This is a genomic window from Chryseobacterium carnipullorum (assembly GCF_900142785.1).
Lineage (GTDB): Bacteria > Bacteroidota > Bacteroidia > Flavobacteriales > Weeksellaceae > Chryseobacterium > Chryseobacterium carnipullorum.
The window spans coordinates 206,454-219,395 of the sequence record NZ_FRCD01000001.1 but is presented as its reverse complement, the minus strand read 5'-3'; the positions used below and the strand labels follow the sequence as shown (position 1 = coordinate 219,395).

The following is a 12,942-nucleotide window of genomic DNA, read 5'->3' as shown; positions in this document are numbered from 1 at the left end:
AATTCGTTTGGTATGTAAATTCTTTAAAATCTATTCATTAAATTTAGCCCATAACTAATCCCATTGTGTTATCAGTTTTTATCATTTTCAATGAAAATATGGGCTTATAACAGGGAAAAACTAAAGACTTTACAGAAAAGGATCAATTTCCATATTCTTACTTAGTCTAAATAGTTAAAAGTGATTTGAATCATAGATTAAAAAAAACTTAAACACTGATTCATATCTATTTATTTAATAATTTTGTAACATAAAATTTATAGAATGGGAATTATTTTAAAGCCTATAGATGTTGTAGATGATATTACTCAGGAGGAGTTCATGGAAAAATATCTAAAGCCAAGAAGGCCCGTTGTCATAAAAAATATGGCAAGAAAATGGCCTGCTTATCAGAAGTGGACCATGGAGTATGTAAAAGAAGTGGTAGGTGATGTAGAAGTTCCTCTTTATGATTCCAAAAAAGCCGATCCTGCAGCTCCCATCAATACGCCCACGACGAAAATGAAGTTCGGAGATTATATAGACCTCATCCAGAGAGAGCCTACAGATCTGAGAATTTTCTTTTTTGACCCGATAAAGCACGCCAATAAATTAATGGACGATTTTATCGCTCCCAAAGAACTGATGGGAGGTTTTCTGGATAAATATCCATCTATGTTTTTTGGAGGGAAGAGTTCGGTTACTTTTCTCCATTTCGATATTGATATGGCACATATTTTCCATACGCACTTCAACGGAAGAAAGCATGTCAAGTTATTTGAATATAAATGGAAAGAAAGATTGTACAGGCTTCCTTACGCAACCTATGCCCTGGAAGATTATGACATCGACAATCCTGATTTTGAAAAATATCCCGCCCTTAATGGTGTAGAAGGTATTGAATGTTTCCTTGAACACGGAGACACGCTTTTCATGCCTACGGGATGGTGGCACTGGATGAAATATCTGGACGGAAGTTTCTCTATTTCTCTGAGAGCATGGGACAAATCATGGGCTGTGAAAGCACACTCTCTATGGAATCTTACCGTACAGCGTAAGTTTGACGATATTATGAAATCCAATTTTAAAAATACCTATATGGACTGGAAAGAAAAAGCAGCCGTTAAAACCGCAGAAATGGCTTTAAAAAAAGGCTTACCCAAATAAAAAAAAAGACGTTTCAATGTGAAGCGTCTTTTTTTATGATCGAGTCCCTGTTAAAAGTTCTTCCATATTCCTCGTGACCTCATTGCACGAAAAACAGGCCTCTTTTCCATCCTGAGAAAACCATCTGCACTGAGTTCTTATCGGACAAAAGAACAGTTCGGTTTCTTTATGACTATCCAAATGCTGCACCTTTTTGGACAAAGAACATTTGGACTCTTCAGCGTTCCACTGTGCACAGCCTTTTTCTACACATTTTCCCGTAAAACGAAATCTCTGCTCCAGGCTGTTTTTGTCTTTATTAAGATTCAGAAAATCTTCTGTAACGGTGAGAGGTGAGATGAACTGTACCTTCCCGTCTTTGTCGACTACTCCAAAAAGCTGTGCCCCAACTTTCCCAAGATAACTGGGACACTTCTTCTTTGAAGATTGTAAATCAGGCTCCATAGCCTTTTATTTGAGACTGAATTTCTTTCACCTGTTTTTGAATATCAATTCCGGGTTTAAAGATGATCATCCCCCACGGAAACCAGTCTTTAATTTTCAGCGGTTTTAAGAGTCCTTTGAAATCCCTGTGCGCTGCAAAAGCCTGGGTATTGTCAATTTTTGAAAGTTCAGAAAGAACGACATTCTGAATTCCTCTGTCGATGTTTTTCAACTGCTCGTCTGAAAGATCTACTCCTTCCAACGACACGAAAAATTGCTTTTTAGTAGCCATAACTATAATTTTTATTGGTTTTATAAAGCAAATTTCGTCAGAGACCGGGCAATATTTATCAGGAAAAACACCCTTTCTGCGCAGGTGAAAATCCTTAAAATTAACTCCTGATTATCAATTATTTAAATCAATTTTGAAATTTCATAAGATTCTGTATATCGGATACTGTCTGAATGTTTTCTCTTCAAAATAAGGAGAATTCCTGTAGATCCAGTCCAGCTGGGCAGTTCCGTCATCGGCAAACTTTTTATCTGATGATTTTCTGGCTTCAAAAGCTTCTTTTAATTTTTTGTCCGTCTTCAAAAGTTCCGAAGCTGTATCTTCAAAAATGTAGGCAGAATAATATTCTTTCTGTGCTAAAATACCATCGAATAAATTCCAGTTAAAAAAGGAATCTGACGCTTCAGGTTCAAGGGTTTCAATGATGTATTTTACCCCAGGCTGCTGTGTTGGAATGATATAATCTCCGGCAGAAAAAGTAATATTCCTTTTTGCTGTTTCTACAGTGGTATCATAATGAAGATAATGTCCTTCGTAAGGATTTTTAACGGTCTTAAAATCTTTGATTTTATACGATTCTACCAATGCCGTGCTATCTTTCTTAAGGATTGTCATTTGGATTTTATTCCTTTTCATTTCTTCAATTACCCGGTATTGGGATTGCGGAACCACATAGTATTCAGGAATCGTAATATATCCGGTTGGGACAGCCGTCATAAAGAGTTTTATCTTTTTTGTAAAAGGTTTATTTCTATCGTAATAGAGTCTTGGCTTCCCGGAAATATCACTGGGCTTGTAGCTTCCTTCATAGCCTTTGAAATCCATTGTAGAAAATTGGGTAGAATCTATTTTCCAACGGATTCCGTACTGCATTCCCGATTTGTACTGCTTTAGATTGTCAAGACGGAGCTGTTTGATCTTTTTATAATCTTTATCCAGATTCTGAAGGCTGACCAGCATATATTGATACGTTGCATCAACTCTTTTGTCATACGATTTCAGCATATGTGTTTCGGGAACTGTTCCCAGTGAATTAAACAGGGAGGTATACCCCGTAGAATATCTCGGAGAGTCTTCAAAAGCAGCAAATCCTTCATCTGGAATATCACCGTGAATATTGACGTAAGGTGTGCTTTCATAGCCCACTTTCTTCATAGCTTCAAGGTTTTTAGCCTGATAGTCATTGTAGAAGTAGTTTCCCAAGGCCTTTCCAAGACGTTCTTTAAAGGTTGAGATATAGGTGAAGGTATACTGATAATCAGCGCCGTTGCTTACATGATTGTCTATAAAAACATCCGGTTGCAGCCATTGATAGATTTCCTGAAAACTTCTGGCATTCTTTGAATCCGCTTTAATGAAATCCCTGTTCAGGTCATAGTTTCTGGCATTTCCTCTGAAACCATACTGCTCGGGACCGTTTTGATTGGCTCTGGAAAAAGAACCTCTGTTCAGCATTCCGCTTACGTTGTACGCTGAAATGGCTGCAATGACGAAGTTCTGAGGAGTTTTTATTTTCCCGGTTGCCAAATCACGCATGAGCATCATAGTCGCGTCTATTCCGTCCGGTTCTCCTGGGTGAATTCCGTTGTTGACAAAGAGAATTGCTTTATCTTTTCTTAGTTTCTCCAGATTTTTTTCAGGAAAAGGATTGTAAATAACGACGTAAATGGGTTTTCCATTATCGTCTTCTCCTTTTTTAAGGTATTGAATCGTATTGAAGTGTTGAGTCAGATCCTGATAATAGGCATTCATTTCATCGTAGGTCACCGTTTGGTTTCCGTTTCCTTTTTCAAAGGGAGTCTGAAATGATTTTTGCGCTAAAAATAAGGATGTGCTTAGGAATATTAAGAGGTATTTCAGTTTCATTGAAGCAGTTTTTGAACTTCAAAATTACTTAATCTGATTTGGGTGGGAAAGGGAAATTGTGGATTTATTGAGCTATATGTAATGGGGTTGGACTATCGCAAGGGCGCTAAGGCTTTTGATCTTAATTATGTTTTAAGGCGCAAGAAAATCAGAGATTTTCATTGGATCATATACTGTCCGGGAATGTGCTTAATCTTTGGTAAACAGCTATTTATATTGAGTTTTTTTATCGATAAAAACCTTATAGGTTTTGGAAACCTATAAGGTTGGAGTGTGTTGGAGATTTCTGATCTATTATAATAGGGTTTTATTTCCTGCACTATCGTTATTTCTGCCTTTTTCGTCCGGATATAAAGAAGGAAGCGGATCGCTTTGCCAGAATTCTTTGGTATCGATATTCATCATTGACAAAACGCCTGTAAAAGCTGCTCCGGTATCGATATTCCAGACGTTCGCTTTATTAACAGGATGCTTAATTCCTATATCTAATGTTGGTGTATGTCCGATAAAGATTTCATGGTATAAAAGGAGTCTTTTCGGATAAAGTGCTGAATTTTTTTCTAATTTTTTATCCATTGCTACTGCGGTTTCCCAAAGGGTTCTGTCCCAGCGGTAATTGGTGGAATAGACTTCTTTTTCAGGACCATGCATAGAGGAATATCCTGCATGGATAAACAAGCGGTTTCCGGCATCTACATGGTAGTTTTTCATCCTTTGAAAGAATTCAAGGTGAAGATCCAGATCTTCCAGCGGATAATCGTTGTAACTTTCAACGGTACTTTTCCCACCATTGAAAAGCCAGACATCGGGTTTGTCTCCAAGGCTCAGCCAATCCTCACACCAGGCATCATGGTTCCCTTTAATGAAAATGCATTCCTGTTTTTGGGAAAGTTCCATCAAAAACTGGATGACCTGAGCAGATTCGCTCCAGCCATCAACGTAATCTCCGAGAAAAATAAGGATATCCTTTTCTCCTACTTGTGCTCTTTGAAAAACCTGTTGTAAGGCTTTAAAACCTCCGTGAATATCACCGATTACTAATGTTCTGCCCATCTTATTTTGAAATATATTTTGCATCCACAAAATCAGTCAGCCAAACACCGTTGGCTGAAAGATAAAAAGCGATTCCGTCATCATGCATTTCCTTTGTTCTGATGGTCAGAATAACGGGTTTTCCGTGGCGCATTCCTACTTTCGTGGCGGTTTCTTTGTCTGCGCTTAGATGAACATGCTGGCGGCTTCTTTTTTCAATTCCGTTGTCCAGAATAGAAGAAATATTCGATTGTGCTGTTCCGTGATACAGAAAATCTGGTGGCTGCGCGACTTTCAGGGCCAGATCTATCGCAATGGAATGTCCCTGACTGGCTCTGATTTTGGTTTTATCTTCATTGAATGCGAACCGTTTTTTATTATTGGTTTCTACCACTTCCTCGAGGTCTTCAAAACTGAAGTGCATTCTTCCTTTTGCAGATTTTGTAATGAGTTCATTCACTTCTGCCCAACCGTTTTCATCCAGTCTAAGCTCAATGATTTCGGGTTGATGTCTCAGAATAAGGCTTAGAAATTTGCTTATTCTTTTGTTTTCTATTTCGTTCATGGTTAAAATTCTTTTAAGCAAAAATTATCATAGTAATAAAACTCAAATTTGAATGGCTCCCAATCTTGTAAAATTGCAAATAAATATATTGAAGCTGAAGACTTATGATAACATTGAATAGCTTTAGAAAAGTACTCTTTAAAATAATTAATGTCAGCTACTCCATTTTTATGACAGCAAATCATTAATTTTAACCTGGCATCAGCCTGCAATAATTTTTCAAAATCGTAACGCACACAATCATAACCGTAGCTCCATTCTGATTCCATCACAAACGGAATTTCCTTTAGATATCCATCTTTATTCTTATACCAGATCATATCATAAAGCCATTCCGAGTTACCATTATCTGCATCTGGACAAACATCAAAACCATAACTATGCCCTAGTTCTTTAAATTTTTTTATAATATATTTTGTCCATAGTCTATTACCGATGTTGTTTTCGTATTCTTTTTCTGCAAGTTCATTTAAAACGATTTTAATTTCATTACAGACTTTGTCTATTTTAAAATCTCTTATTTCAATCAATTGTATATTTTTTTATAAAGTTTTTCGCATAAAGCCTCAATATCCTCTTTCCTCACCAAATCAGAGACCCATTCTTCCGGAATACTTTCAAATCCGTAGTAAATACCTGCAATTCCTCCGGTAATAGCTCCTGTGGTGTCTGTATCTTCTCCTAAATTCACCGCTTTCAACACGGCTTCTGCATAGGTTTCAGAGTTGAGAAAACACCAAAGGGAGGCTTCGAGGCTGTGGAGGACATAGCCGCCACTTTTAATTTCTTCTTCGGAATAAGTTGAAATATCATTTTTTAAAACTCTGTGAAACAGCTCTATCTCTTTAAGGTTAAAGCCTTGAATTTCTGAGTATTCCAAAGCTATCTTTTGCATATGCGTATAAGCTTCTTTTCTACTTTTTCCCTTAATCAGTTCAATGGTAAAAATAACATATATGAAACAGGCGAAAACAGATCTGAAATGTCCATGCGTAATGGCTGAAACCTCTTTTACGGTTTGATATAATTTTTCAATATCTACTTCATCTTTAAGATAAAAGGCCAAGGGAAGTGTTCTCATTAAAGAGCCATTCCCATTATCTTCTTCAAAAATATTTCCTGAAAATCTGGCGCTTTCACCTTTGATCAATCGTGCAATCGAATGTCTTGTGGTTCCTCCTATATCAAAAAGCCTTCCGTGAGCGGTCCAGTGTCCATATTTATTCCATTTTACAAAGCTTTGTCCGATCTTTTCTAAGTCATACCCTTTTGTAAGTACATCAGCAATACAAAGCGTTAATGAGCTGTCATCGCTCCAAGTTCCTTTGGGCTGGTTCCAGGACATGAATTCCAGATAACCTGTAACTGGGAATCTCTTTAAATCTTCTCTTTTCTTAAATTCCACCGGAACTCCCAGCGCATCCCCGATGCATACTCCAAAAATTCCGGCTTTTACTACATTTTCCATCAGGCAAGATTAACCAATTTATCAAACAGCAATTTCATTCCCTGAGTTGCTGATTCTTTCATCACTACCGCTCTTTGTCCATATCCGAATCCTGTTTCATTAGGGTTGATGACCACCAGCAAACAGTCATCTTTGATGTCATGGATCAATCCTGCCGCAGGATATACCTGCAGAGAAGTTCCGATGACGACCATAATATCTGCTTCTTTTACCTTCTCCTGAGCAGTCTTATACAAAGGAACATCTTCCCCAAACCATACGATAAAAGGTCTTAACTGGGCTCCATCTTCCGCTTTGTCTCCAATCTTTATATCTCCTTTCTCTTCATAGATCAGGTTTTTATTGTTGCATGAGCAAGACTTGAATAGCTCCCCATGAATATGAATGATATTTGTAGATCCGGCTCTTTCATGCAGGTCATCTATATTTTGGGTAATGATCTGAACATCAAAATATTTTTCGAGTTCTGCGACTAATCGATGGGCTTCGTTAGGTTCAACTTCATGAAGCTGTCTTCTTCTCTGATTGTAAAATTCCAGCACCAGTTCCCGGTCTTTTCTCCATCCTTCCGGACTTGCTACGTCTGTTATATTATGATTTTCCCAGAGACCATCTCCGTCTCTGAATGTTTTTATTCCGCTTTCAGCGCTGATTCCTGCACCGCTTAATATGATTAGTTTTTTCATTGTTTTAATCTAATAATTTTTTGTAAATCTTTTCATTGTCATCATCAAAGCACACAAAAATAACTTTCTCAATGGTTTCTGCCTGAAAATTCTTTACTGTTTCTACGGCAATTTTTCCGGCCAGTTCTTTTGGAAATTGATAAATTCCCGTACTGATATTTGGAAAAGCAATGGTTTTAATACCCAAACTTTCCGCCAGTTGCAAGGAATTTCTATAACAGTCTTCCAAAAGCTTTGAGCTTTTATCTTCTTCTCCGTTCCAAACAGGTCCTACCGTGTGAATTACATACTTCGCCGGAAGATTTCCTGCTGAAGTGGCCACAGCTTCCCCGGTATTGCATTTTCCCTGTCTGTTCCTGATCTGGATACATTCTTCGAGAATCTGCTTTCCTCCTGCACGATGAATAGCTCCATCTACTCCGCCGCCGCCGAGCAATGATGAATTCGCGGCATTGACAATAGCGTCTGCGGAGATTTTTGTGATGTCTCCTTTTATCAGTTCAATATTCATGGCAAATTAGTTCTGATATAATCTTAACTTTTTATTTAAACTTTTATCATTGAACAACAGTGGTCTTTCCTGAGGAATGATCAGGTTATCCAAATCATCCCTTAAAACAAACTCGTATTGTTCTTTCACAAAATCTGAAATATTTTCAATTAAGAGGACATCTTCATGAGCAAAAGAACGGGTGAATTCATTTCGCAACCCAATTTGTATTGCCCTTCTCTCCAGCTTGTTCCCAAAAGGATCATGATCCGGATCCCATTGCAATCTCACAGAAGATGCTTTTACCTCAGCCTGCCATGCTTCCCGGGAAATTCCCAAACTATCATTGTAGGAAGAATAAACTGCATTCTCTACATATTTTTTGAAAGCAGACATTTTCAAATGAATGGCTAGAACATATTCCTGCCCTTCTTTTGTTCCCCATCCGTTTCTGTACATCATCCAAAGAAAATTAGGCTTGATCCAAGTCATTCTGTCCAAACTGAATTCACCTCCAAAATATTGATTTTTAACGGCAAATTCACCTATATTTTTTCGATAGGACTGATATACAATAATTCTGTCATTATCGTATTGGGCCATGAGGTGATATCCCTCCTGAGGCCAATCCTGTAGTTGTTCTTTATATTTTTTTAGTTTAAGTTTCATTATATTTCTTCGAATACTTCCAGCAATTCCTTTTTCTTGGTTAAAATTGCAAAAACCACTCTTTTAAATTTATTTTTATATTTTCCGTGCAGGTATTTTTTGAATAAATCTGCAATTTCTTGTGGGTCGTTTTTAAAAACGCCGCACCCCCACGCCCCTAAAATCAAGGTTTCATTTCCCTGTTTTAAAGATAAGGCCAACATTTTATCTGTTCGTACGTCCATAGCTCCAAAAATTTCATCTGCTCTTTCCGGTTCCTGTCGCTTTACCACTCCGGCATTGACTGCAGGAGAAGTGATAAAATTACACAAAACAGGTTTTGGTAGTAATTCTCCTTTATCCTTTCTGAAAACGGGAACTTTAGGACTGTAAATCATCATATCGGTATAAAAACAGGATTCCATTGCTCTGTGAATCTTATAATAATCTTGTGCCTGAAGTTGAGTTTCATATAAAGCAGACGTTCTGGCCAGACTTTCTTCCTGTGCTTCGGCGCCATTGATAAATCCGCCACCAGGGTTCTTCGCTGATGCAAAATTCAGACACATCAGTTTTTCCTGATTTTCTTCCGCCGCTAGTTGTAAAATTGCTTTTAAAGAACTGCAATTCCAGACTTCGAATTTTGTTTCAAAATTGACTTCCGGAAGTTCACTTTTTGCGATTTCAGCAAGTTGTTCTGACGAAAATAAAACGGTTTCTTTTTTACAGATTTCAAGTTCTTTTTCTATCGTTATTTTTTCGTTTTCTTCATTTATATAGTATGTTTTGGCTAAGATCTCTAAGGTGTCTTTCGCCATTCCTTTATTGGTCATGATTAATTTTCTTTTTTTTATTCAAAGTCATAAACATATACTGAGACATCATGTCTGAGCAATGTTTTTACAATGATCGGTTCAATCTCTTCCCATTTTCCTCCTGCCAAACCGCAGCCTATTCTCGGCATGTGTATCTCAGCATTGAGTTTTAAAGCATCAAAAGCTAATTTTTCAAGACACTTTTCTACGGCCTCATATCTTATTGGCGAAATTCCTTTTGAACTTGTTATTGTCCTATGCTGACCGATCATATTGCAAACCCAAGTCTCTTCTTCAACCTTTATGATCTGAATCTCTCCGAGACTGAAACTTTCTCCACTTTTAAACCATTCTCTGTATTCTGCCTCAGGCTGCTTCCATCTTTTAGAAATCGCCATCACAAATCCTTTTCCCCAACCTCCAATATCGTTACAGATATGGGTGATGATCTTATTTCCTTCTGTCTGAGGATTGGTGGCATCTCCTTTTAAATAGTTTATTTTTTTCATCCTTTTTGTAGTTTGACAATAAGGTTATTAATTTCAGCATCTGTTGATTCTTTAAAATCGTTTCCAACAAAAACTTTTATCACCTCAATATTCCCCACTATTGCCTTATTAAATACCTCTAGTTCTTCAGAAGGAACCCAAAATTCATTATGATTTTTTGCCCCCACATTCTGGGTCTCATATTGACTAACCGCTTCTTCCAGCACCTTGAACTGTGTAACAAAACCAAGAAAATTTCCGGCTTCATCCTTCGTATTCCATTTTTCAGCAATTTCCGAAGCATAGCTTTCGTCCAGTACCGGATAAAACATAGGCTGCCATTCCAGTCTTGGTGGAAATTTTTTATATCCATTCTCTGCAATCAGGATCATTTCTTTTTCTCCAACCGGTCTGTAAAGAGGTATTGTTTTCATAGTTTTTTGTTTTTAAATAATTGCTCCTATTTTATGAGCCAGTTCAGTGGACAATGGATACAATTTTTCAATTGGTAACAGTTTTTTTGCTTTATCATATGCTCCCGATTTGGTAAAATGTAAGATCTTTTTGACCAAAGGTGTATAATCTTCAATTTTAACGATCCATTCATTATTAAATTCTTCAATCAGATACCGGCTAATGCCTACCTGAATGGAACGGTACTCCAGTTTATTCCCTTTAATATTCCTTTCCGGATCCCACTGTACATAAACCTCAGCATTCTCAAAGTCTTTTTCCCAGATTCCGGGATCGGGATACACCCTTTTTTCAGGAGAAGTTAAAATGGCTTTGCCTAGTACTTTTTCCCATGCTTCTCGTTTAATATGGATGGCCAGCGTACATTCCTGTCCGGATTTTTGTCCGTAATTACTTCTTTCCATCATCCAGAGAAAAGAAGGTTTGATCCACGTCATCCTTTTGAATGAAAAAGGAGCAGAAAACTTCTGATTCATCACGGCAGATTTTGCAATCTGCTCATTGTATGACTGGTATATCACGATCGTATCTCTGTTGTAATCTGCTCTTATTTCAAATTCTTTCATCATTCTACTGGTATTCGGCTCCGTTCTGCCATTAAATATAAAACCATTATTTGGTTTAAAAAATTGGTTTAAAGTCTTTTGAAAACGGAGAATAGGATCCATAGATCTGGTCAAATTCTGTTTTTATATTCTCTTTTTTAAATTGCTCATCGGTCTGATCCAGACACGTAACGACAAGATTCTTTTGGGTTGCTGTTCCATAAGCGCCATCCAAAAGGAGGGCATAGTTGAGTAAGTCATAGTCCAGTTCTCCAAATCGAAACTCTTTCTGATATTCATTAAAAATACAGGTTTCCTCTTTATTATTTTTCAGCACCAATTCCTTTTCATTGCTCATCCATCCGCTTCCATGACGTGTAGAATATATTCTGGTCACATAATATATTTCGATATCCTCGATTTTCAAAAGTTGACAGATCTCATAAGCATTTTTTGAAGTGGTATGGGCATAGGTTACATTGGGAAATACCCCGTGATCCATATCCAGCAAAATTCCCTGACTCCCTTCAAATATGAGATTCTCAAATGAATTCAGATAGGTATAACCCTCTATTTTCCAATCGATCCCGTCTACCGCATTCAAGAAATCATGCAGAGCTTCATTTACCTGATCTTCGTCTATAAAGCCATAGTAATAAGCAATTCCTTTTAATTTTTCGATCAGCATCGCTCTTGGGGCTATCAAATCTGCAGCAAATAGTTTGTATGGGCTTTCATGTCTTTTCATGGTCGCTCCAATTCCTTTTCCACAGGTTCCGTGCTCCAGATTCTTTGTATTGGTTCTGTTTTGCCAGACATCAAACGGAGTGGTGACTTTCGCCAGCGGATGAATATGCAGTTCAGTATTTCCATTTTTCTCCATTAATTCCTTCCTTTCGTTCAGTAAAAACACAGGATGAATCGTGCAATGTTCCGAAAAATAGGACGGTAGTCCCCGAAGTGCCCCGCTTGCAAAGCTGGAATGAATATGCTTTTTACCATCAATCATTACAGTATGCGCGGCCTGCTGGCCTCCGGAAAATCTGATAACCAAAGAATCCGGGTTTTGCTGCGCCAGGAAATCTGTCGTGATTCCCTTTCCTTCATCTCCAAAACCCAAGCCTATTACTATTTGTGCTTTTTTCATGACTTAAAACATTTGAATATCAAATCCGTTTTTATCTCCTGACAGGAAGGTTTTATTTTTATAGGTATCGCAGATAATTCCTTTAATTACATTGGGAATTTCCCTGTGATCTTCTATGGATAAACAGTTTTGCCCTAACAATTCTTTCCAGCCGCCATTTGCTCTCATGGCCTGGTCTGAATGGACAACATTGATGTGATACACTTCATACTTTTTTCGGGCTTCTTCCAAGAGGTCAAAGTGCGTAAAAGTATGCTGTCCGGCTCCCATTATTTCTCTGATTGCTGATGCCGGAAGCGTTTTCAGACAAGGTTCATCACCTACGGTAAACAAAAGTCCTTTCTGATTTCTCTTCTCAAAAGCATCCGTTCTGGTGTGAAAAGCGGCAAAATACCACGCGAGAAGATAACTTTCTCCTGCATTTCCGCCACCGCCGGATTCAATATAAGTACGGGTCAGCCACATATCCAGCTCTTCATCTCCTGACTCAAACTGCCCGACCTGAAGAGGATAAGCATCACATTCATGATCTCCGATTCCTAAGAATAAAAGTGCGGGATCCGGAACACCGCCCTGAATAATTCCACCCATTAATTTAGGCAATCCTTCTTTAATAAGTTCGTGGGGAATATGTCCCATACTGCCGGTCACATCCAATCCTAAGATGATGGGAACAGAGTTCGGGTGTACGGATGAATCTCTCGACTCTCTGAAAGAAATACCTTTTGGGTTCATAGATTCATGAGCCATTCTTTTTGCATTCTGAGTGAAAATTTCACCTGCGGATTTAGATCCGTATCCTTCTTTTCTTGCTCTGTCGAAACGAGCGTCCATATCGTATCTTGTACTTCCCATAA

Annotated in this window: 17 protein-coding genes; 1 reads left to right on the top strand and 16 read right to left on the bottom strand. The window is 37.9% G+C overall.

Going from position 1 to position 12,942, the window contains the following annotated elements:
* Positions 1-264 precede the first annotated feature (264 nt).
* Entirely contained in the window at positions 265-1,146 is an 882-nt protein-coding gene (locus BUC06_RS01030) for a cupin-like domain-containing protein (RefSeq protein ID WP_073328563.1), read from the top strand.
* 33 nt (positions 1,147-1,179) lie between these two features.
* On the opposite strand, the gene BUC06_RS01025 is transcribed toward BUC06_RS01030, so the two are convergent.
* From BUC06_RS01025 to BUC06_RS00945, 16 genes are all read right to left on the bottom strand, one after another.
* Positions 1,180-1,590, bottom strand: a complete 411-nt coding sequence (locus tag BUC06_RS01025) for a hypothetical protein (protein WP_073328560.1) — start codon at positions 1,588-1,590, stop codon at positions 1,180-1,182.
* Positions 1,580-1,861 carry a hypothetical protein gene (locus tag BUC06_RS01020; protein ID WP_073328557.1) on the bottom strand — a complete coding sequence of 94 codons (282 nt, stop codon included), beginning with the start codon at positions 1,859-1,861 and terminating at the stop codon, positions 1,580-1,582. Before BUC06_RS01020 ends, BUC06_RS01025 begins: the two co-directional genes overlap by 11 nt.
* A gap of 141 nt (positions 1,862-2,002) precedes the next feature.
* Positions 2,003-3,727 carry a M14 family metallopeptidase gene (locus BUC06_RS01015; RefSeq protein ID WP_073328555.1) on the bottom strand — a complete coding sequence of 575 codons (1,725 nt, stop codon included), beginning with the start codon at positions 3,725-3,727 and terminating at the stop codon, positions 2,003-2,005.
* Between the two features lie 294 nt (positions 3,728-4,021).
* Positions 4,022-4,780 (bottom strand): metallophosphoesterase, encoded by a 759-nt coding sequence (locus BUC06_RS01005; RefSeq protein ID WP_073329104.1) that lies wholly within the window; start codon positions 4,778-4,780, stop codon positions 4,022-4,024.
* A gap of 1 nt (position 4,781) precedes the next feature.
* Complete coding sequence (locus tag BUC06_RS01000) at positions 4,782-5,324, bottom strand: RNA 2'-phosphotransferase (protein ID WP_073328550.1); 543 nt, start codon at positions 5,322-5,324, stop codon at positions 4,782-4,784.
* A 2-nt stretch (positions 5,325-5,326) separates the two neighbouring features.
* The gene (locus BUC06_RS00995) at positions 5,327-5,854 is read right to left on the bottom strand and encodes a hypothetical protein (RefSeq protein ID WP_073328547.1); all 528 of its coding nucleotides are present in this window, start codon (positions 5,852-5,854) and stop codon (positions 5,327-5,329) included.
* On the bottom strand, positions 5,851-6,792 hold the full coding sequence (locus tag BUC06_RS00990; RefSeq protein ID WP_073328545.1) for an ADP-ribosylglycohydrolase family protein: 942 nt from the start codon (positions 6,790-6,792) through the stop codon (positions 5,851-5,853). The genes BUC06_RS00995 and BUC06_RS00990 overlap by 4 nt, the downstream gene beginning before the upstream one ends.
* The gene (locus BUC06_RS00985) at positions 6,792-7,478 is read right to left on the bottom strand and encodes an SIR2 family NAD-dependent protein deacylase (RefSeq protein ID WP_073328542.1); all 687 of its coding nucleotides are present in this window, start codon (positions 7,476-7,478) and stop codon (positions 6,792-6,794) included. The genes BUC06_RS00990 and BUC06_RS00985 overlap by 1 nt, the downstream gene beginning before the upstream one ends.
* A 4-nt stretch (positions 7,479-7,482) precedes the next feature.
* Complete coding sequence (locus BUC06_RS00980; protein WP_073328539.1) at positions 7,483-7,989, bottom strand: O-acetyl-ADP-ribose deacetylase; 507 nt, start codon at positions 7,987-7,989, stop codon at positions 7,483-7,485.
* A 6-nt stretch (positions 7,990-7,995) separates the two neighbouring features.
* Positions 7,996-8,637: a DUF4291 domain-containing protein gene (locus tag BUC06_RS00975; protein ID WP_073328537.1), complete on the bottom strand. Its 642-nt coding sequence runs from the start codon at positions 8,635-8,637 to the stop codon at positions 7,996-7,998.
* A complete protein-coding gene (locus BUC06_RS00970; RefSeq protein ID WP_073328534.1) occupies positions 8,637-9,449 on the bottom strand; it encodes a TIGR02452 family protein in 813 nt (270 codons plus the stop codon). Before BUC06_RS00970 ends, BUC06_RS00975 begins: the two co-directional genes overlap by 1 nt.
* Before the next feature lie 17 nt (positions 9,450-9,466).
* Positions 9,467-9,940 carry a macro domain-containing protein gene (locus BUC06_RS00965; RefSeq protein ID WP_073328531.1) on the bottom strand — a complete coding sequence of 158 codons (474 nt, stop codon included), beginning with the start codon at positions 9,938-9,940 and terminating at the stop codon, positions 9,467-9,469.
* Positions 9,937-10,353 (bottom strand): ADP-ribosylation/crystallin J1, encoded by a 417-nt coding sequence (locus tag BUC06_RS00960; protein ID WP_073328530.1) that lies wholly within the window; start codon positions 10,351-10,353, stop codon positions 9,937-9,939. Before BUC06_RS00960 ends, BUC06_RS00965 begins: the two co-directional genes overlap by 4 nt.
* 12 nt (positions 10,354-10,365) lie before the next feature.
* The gene (locus tag BUC06_RS00955; protein WP_073329101.1) at positions 10,366-10,962 is read right to left on the bottom strand and encodes a DUF4291 domain-containing protein; all 597 of its coding nucleotides are present in this window, start codon (positions 10,960-10,962) and stop codon (positions 10,366-10,368) included.
* A 52-nt stretch (positions 10,963-11,014) separates the two neighbouring features.
* On the bottom strand, positions 11,015-12,085 hold the full coding sequence (locus BUC06_RS00950) for an adenylosuccinate synthetase (RefSeq protein ID WP_073328527.1): 1,071 nt from the start codon (positions 12,083-12,085) through the stop codon (positions 11,015-11,017).
* A 3-nt stretch (positions 12,086-12,088) separates the two neighbouring features.
* A complete protein-coding gene (locus BUC06_RS00945; protein ID WP_073328525.1) occupies positions 12,089-12,940 on the bottom strand; it encodes a hypothetical protein in 852 nt (283 codons plus the stop codon).
* Positions 12,941-12,942: the final 2 nt, after the last annotated feature.

What these genes read in the sequence shown, in the direction of transcription:
- BUC06_RS01030 (WP_073328563.1), top strand. Translation starts at nt 265, where the DNA reads ATGGGAATTATTTTAAAGCCTATAGATGTTGTAGATGATATTACTCAG.
- BUC06_RS01025 (WP_073328560.1), bottom strand. Translation starts at nt 1,590, where the DNA reads ATGGAGCCTGATTTACAATCTTCAAAGAAGAAGTGTCCCAGTTATCTT.
- BUC06_RS01020 (WP_073328557.1), bottom strand. Translation starts at nt 1,861, where the DNA reads ATGGCTACTAAAAAGCAATTTTTCGTGTCGTTGGAAGGAGTAGATCTT.
- BUC06_RS01015 (WP_073328555.1), bottom strand. Translation starts at nt 3,727, where the DNA reads ATGAAACTGAAATACCTCTTAATATTCCTAAGCACATCCTTATTTTTA.
- BUC06_RS01005 (WP_073329104.1), bottom strand. Translation starts at nt 4,780, where the DNA reads ATGGGCAGAACATTAGTAATCGGTGATATTCACGGAGGTTTTAAAGCC.
- BUC06_RS01000 (WP_073328550.1), bottom strand. Translation starts at nt 5,324, where the DNA reads ATGAACGAAATAGAAAACAAAAGAATAAGCAAATTTCTAAGCCTTATT.
- BUC06_RS00990 (WP_073328545.1), bottom strand. Translation starts at nt 6,792, where the DNA reads ATGGAAAATGTAGTAAAAGCCGGAATTTTTGGAGTATGCATCGGGGAT.
- BUC06_RS00985 (WP_073328542.1), bottom strand. Translation starts at nt 7,478, where the DNA reads ATGAAAAAACTAATCATATTAAGCGGTGCAGGAATCAGCGCTGAAAGC.
- BUC06_RS00980 (WP_073328539.1), bottom strand. Translation starts at nt 7,989, where the DNA reads ATGAATATTGAACTGATAAAAGGAGACATCACAAAAATCTCCGCAGAC.
- BUC06_RS00975 (WP_073328537.1), bottom strand. Translation starts at nt 8,637, where the DNA reads ATGAAACTTAAACTAAAAAAATATAAAGAACAACTACAGGATTGGCCT.
- BUC06_RS00970 (WP_073328534.1), bottom strand. Translation starts at nt 9,449, where the DNA reads ATGACCAATAAAGGAATGGCGAAAGACACCTTAGAGATCTTAGCCAAA.
- BUC06_RS00965 (WP_073328531.1), bottom strand. Translation starts at nt 9,940, where the DNA reads ATGAAAAAAATAAACTATTTAAAAGGAGATGCCACCAATCCTCAGACA.
- BUC06_RS00960 (WP_073328530.1), bottom strand. Translation starts at nt 10,353, where the DNA reads ATGAAAACAATACCTCTTTACAGACCGGTTGGAGAAAAAGAAATGATC.
- BUC06_RS00955 (WP_073329101.1), bottom strand. Translation starts at nt 10,962, where the DNA reads ATGATGAAAGAATTTGAAATAAGAGCAGATTACAACAGAGATACGATC.
- BUC06_RS00950 (WP_073328527.1), bottom strand. Translation starts at nt 12,085, where the DNA reads ATGAAAAAAGCACAAATAGTAATAGGCTTGGGTTTTGGAGATGAAGGA.
- BUC06_RS00945 (WP_073328525.1), bottom strand. Translation starts at nt 12,940, where the DNA reads ATGGGAAGTACAAGATACGATATGGACGCTCGTTTCGACAGAGCAAGA.